Annotated in this window: 5 protein-coding genes; all 5 read right to left on the minus strand. The window is 70.0% G+C overall.

The annotated features are described in order from the left end of the window. On the minus strand, positions 1-187 hold a 187-nt coding region (locus MFF42_RS23745; protein WP_373875218.1), incomplete at its 3' end, for an AAA family ATPase. Continuing rightward, the gene (locus tag MFF42_RS23750) at positions 180-572 is read right to left on the minus strand and encodes a type II toxin-antitoxin system RelE/ParE family toxin (protein ID WP_306423558.1); all 393 of its coding nucleotides are present in this window, start codon (positions 570-572) and stop codon (positions 180-182) included. The genes MFF42_RS23750 and MFF42_RS23745, both read right to left, overlap by 8 nt. Beyond that, positions 473-724: a type II toxin-antitoxin system ParD family antitoxin gene (locus tag MFF42_RS23755; RefSeq protein WP_238258258.1), complete on the minus strand. Its 252-nt coding sequence runs from the start codon at positions 722-724 to the stop codon at positions 473-475. The genes MFF42_RS23750 and MFF42_RS23755 overlap by 100 nt, the downstream gene beginning before the upstream one ends. A 73-nt stretch (positions 725-797) precedes the next feature. Further along, positions 798-1,919, minus strand: coding sequence for a DNA polymerase III subunit beta (gene dnaN, locus MFF42_RS23760; protein ID WP_238258260.1), 1,122 nt, complete (start codon positions 1,917-1,919; stop codon positions 798-800). A 339-nt stretch (positions 1,920-2,258) separates the two neighbouring features. Then, the coding region (gene dnaA / locus MFF42_RS23765) for a chromosomal replication initiator protein DnaA (RefSeq protein ID WP_373875219.1) at positions 2,259-3,664 on the minus strand (1,406 nt) is incomplete at its 5' end.

Raw genomic sequence — 3,664 nt, forward strand, 5'->3', positions numbered from 1 at the left:
CGCGGCGCAGGCCGCGGCCGGGGCAGAACAGCGAGACCGCCTCCAGAATGTTGGTCTTGCCCGCCCCGTTCTCGCCGACCAGGGCCACGAAGCGGCGCGCCGTGGCGAGATCGAGATCGACGTGGTTGCGGAAGTCGCGGGCGATCAGGCGGGTGAGGCGGGTCGCGACGGCGGTGGGTTCATTCATTCGGCGGCAGGCCGGAGCGATCCCGGGCGGAATGGAGCACGCGGTCGATGAGAACCGCATCGTCGCGCAGGCGATGGAGGATGAGGTAGGAGCGGAACACGAGGATGCGGACGTCCGGTGCGATCTCGGGCGCGGGACGGCCCTGCATCGGGGTTTCGGAAAGGGACCGGCAGCGTTCCCGCAGTTCGGCGACGAAGCTGACGGCCCGGCTCGGGTTGTCCGCGGCGATATGGTCCGCGATCGATCGAAGATCCGCCCTGGCCCTGCGCGAGATGACGACCGGTCTCACGCGCCGGCCTTCGCCCTCGCACCGTAATGGGCAGCCATCTCGTCGAGGACGGCTTCGACCGGCTCGTATTCGCCGCTCGACGCACCGTCGCGCCACGCCTCTCTCAGCTCGCCGAGTCGCTCTTCGCGGACCTTGAGGAGCCTGATGCCTTCGACGACGGCCGCATCGGCGGAAGGGTATCGTCCGGCGGCGACGAGGTCGTCGACGAAGGCGGCGTCTACAGGGTCGAGGATGACGGGTTTCGACATGGCCGGTATGCCTATGGCAGTCTGGCCGTCACCATATCCCCCACGGGCGAGAGATGCGAGGTTCGCCTGCGCGTCAAACCCGCATCGGCATCAGGACGTAGAGCGCGGGCGCCCCATCCCGGTCCTGGATCAGCGTCGGCGAGCCGGGATCGGCGAGCTTGAACAGGGCCGTGTCGCCCTGGAGCTGCGCGGTGATGTCGAGGAGGTAGCGGGCGTTGAAGCCGATATCGAGGGCGGAGGCCTCGTAATCGACGTCGAGCTCCTCCGTCGCCGAACCGGCATCCGGGTTGGTCACCGAGAGGGCGAGCCGCCCGTCGCCCATGGCGAGCTTCACCGCGCGGCCGCGCTCGGACGAGATGGTCGAGACGCGGTCCACCGCCTTGGCGAAGGCGTCGCGCTCCACCGTGAGGCGCTTGTCGTTGCCGGTGGGGATCACCCGCTGGTAGTCGGGGAAGGTGCCGTCGATCAGCTTCGAGATCAGGGTCACGCCGCCCGCGAAGGTGAGCCGGATCTTGGCCGGCGACAACTCCACCTGCACGCTGTCGCCGCCGTCGTCCACGAGCTTCTGGATCTCGGCCACGGCCTTGCGCGGGACGATGATGCCCGGCATGCCGCGGCTGCCCTCAGGCGCTTCCGCTTCGACCCGGGCGAGCCGGTGTCCGTCGGTCGCCACGGCGCGCAGCTTCAGCGCGCCCTCGACCTCGACGGTGTGGAAGTAGATGCCGTTGAGATAGTAGCGCGTCTCCTCCGTCGAGATCGCGAACTGCGTCTTCTCGATGAGCTGCTTCAGCTCCGCCGCGGAGATGGCGAAGGAATGCGGCAGCTCGCCCGCGGCGAGGTCGGGGAAATCGCCCTCGGGCAGGGCGCCCAGCGCGAAGCGCGAGCGGCCGGAGCGGATCGTCATCTGACCCGTCTCGCCGGACGTCTCCAGCGACACCTGAGCACCTTCGGGCAGCTTGCGCACGATATCGTAGATGACGTGGGCCGGCACCGTGGTGGCGCCGGCATCGAGCACGTCCGCCGGCACCGTCTCGGTCACCTCGATGTCGAGGTCGGTCGCCTTCAGCTGCAGGCCGCTCTCGCCCGTGCGGAGCAGGACGTTGGAGAGGATCGGGATCGTGTTGCGCCGCTCCACCACCCGGTGGACGTGGCCGAGCGATCTCAGGAGGGCCGCGCGCTCGACTGTGACTCTCATCGGAAAACCCGTCGTCTCTTGAACAATCGGCCCGTCCGCCGTCGGTCAGGCCCGAAAACGGAGTGTCTCCCTCGAAGCGCCCGTCCCGCCATCGCGGCCGGAGGGCTGGCGGTGACCGGGCACTTCGCGAGGCGCTCTGTCATGGAGCGGGCTCGGCAGCTTGGCGAACCGCTCTCGGGAAGGCAAGGGCGGCATCGGCGCTGTCCCGCCTCGCGGGTGGCATGACGGCCGGGCCGCGTCTTCACGACGGGCCGGACCGGTCCCAACGCCGGGGGGCGCGGCCGGCCGTTGGCGTCGGGCGGAGCCGGGCTTGCGATCGGTCCCGCCCCCGCTCGATGGTCAATCCTGAAGCATGCGCTTCAGCAGCTCGACCTCATCACCGAGCACCGCATCCTCGCCGATCTGCTTCTCGATCTTGCGCACCGCGTGCAGCACCGTCGTGTGATCGCGCCCGCCGAAGCGGCGGCCGATCTCCGGCAGGGAGCGCAGGGTCAGCACCTTCGACAGATACATCGCGATCTGGCGCGGCTTGACCACGGCGGCGGTGCGCCGCTCGGACAGGATGTCGGAGCGCGAGACGTTGTAGCGCGAGGCCACCAGCTTCTGGATGTCCTCGATCTTCACCCGCTTGGGCTCGCGGTTCTTCACGAGGTCGCGGATCGCGGTCTCCGCGGTCTCGACGGTCACCGGTGCGCCGGTCAGCGTCGCGTGGGCCAGGAGCCGGTTCACGGCCCCTTCGAGGTCGCGGCCGTTGGCGGTGATCGCCCGGGCGACGTAGGCCGAGACCGCCGGTGAGACTTCGAAGTTCGGGTGGCTCTGCCGAACGGCGTCGAGCCGGGCGGAGAGGATCGAGGCGCGCAAGCCCTCGTCGAGCCCGCCGATCTCGACGACGAGGCCGCCGGCGAGGCGCGAGCGCACGCGCTCGTCGAGTGCCTCGAGTTCCGTCGGCGGCCGGTCGGAGGCGACCACGACCTGACGTCCCGAATCGATCAGGGCGTTGAGGGTGTGGCCGAACTCGGTCTGGATCGACTTGCCCTGGATGAACTGCACGTCGTCGAGGATGAGTAGGTCGATTGCCCGCAGGCGCTCCTTGAAGGCCAGCGCGCTCTGGGTCTTCAGGGCGTTGACGAAGCCGTACATGAAGCGGTCGGCGGTGAGGTAGATCACCCGGCGCCCAGCTTCGCGGGCGGCATGGCCGGCGGCGTGGAGCAGGTGCGTCTTGCCGAGGCCGACGCCGGCATGGACGTAGAGCGGATTGTAGAGCGCGCCGTCGCCGTCGCTGCGGGCGATCCGCTCCGCCGCGGCATGGGCGAGCGCGTTGGAGCGGCCGACGACGAAGTTCGCGAAGGTGAGCCGCGCATCGAGCGGCGCACCGTTGAGATCGACCGCGGCAGAATCGCCCCGGGGCGAGGCGATCTCGGTCTCGACCAGCGGACCGGGCCCCTGGAGGGCGGCGGGCGTCGCGGTCGCGTGGAGCCGGGTCAGCGGCCCGCTCGTCGGGTTCGACTTCGCCTGGGTGCCGGCACTCGGGCGGGCCGGGGCGGAGGGACCACGCACGCCGACCTCGATGCGGCTGACGTCGTCGGCCTCGGCCCGGAAGGTCGTGAGCACGCGGTCGAGATAGTGCGACTCGATCCAGCTCTTGAGGAACCGGGTCGGCACGGTGAGGCGGGCGACGCCGCCCTCCAAGCCTTCCAGTTCGAGGCGGGCGAACCAGCTCGCGAACACGTCCTCGCCGAGCAGGC

Source organism: Methylorubrum podarium, assembly GCF_022179745.1.
Classification (GTDB): domain Bacteria; phylum Pseudomonadota; class Alphaproteobacteria; order Rhizobiales; family Beijerinckiaceae; genus Methylobacterium; species Methylobacterium podarium.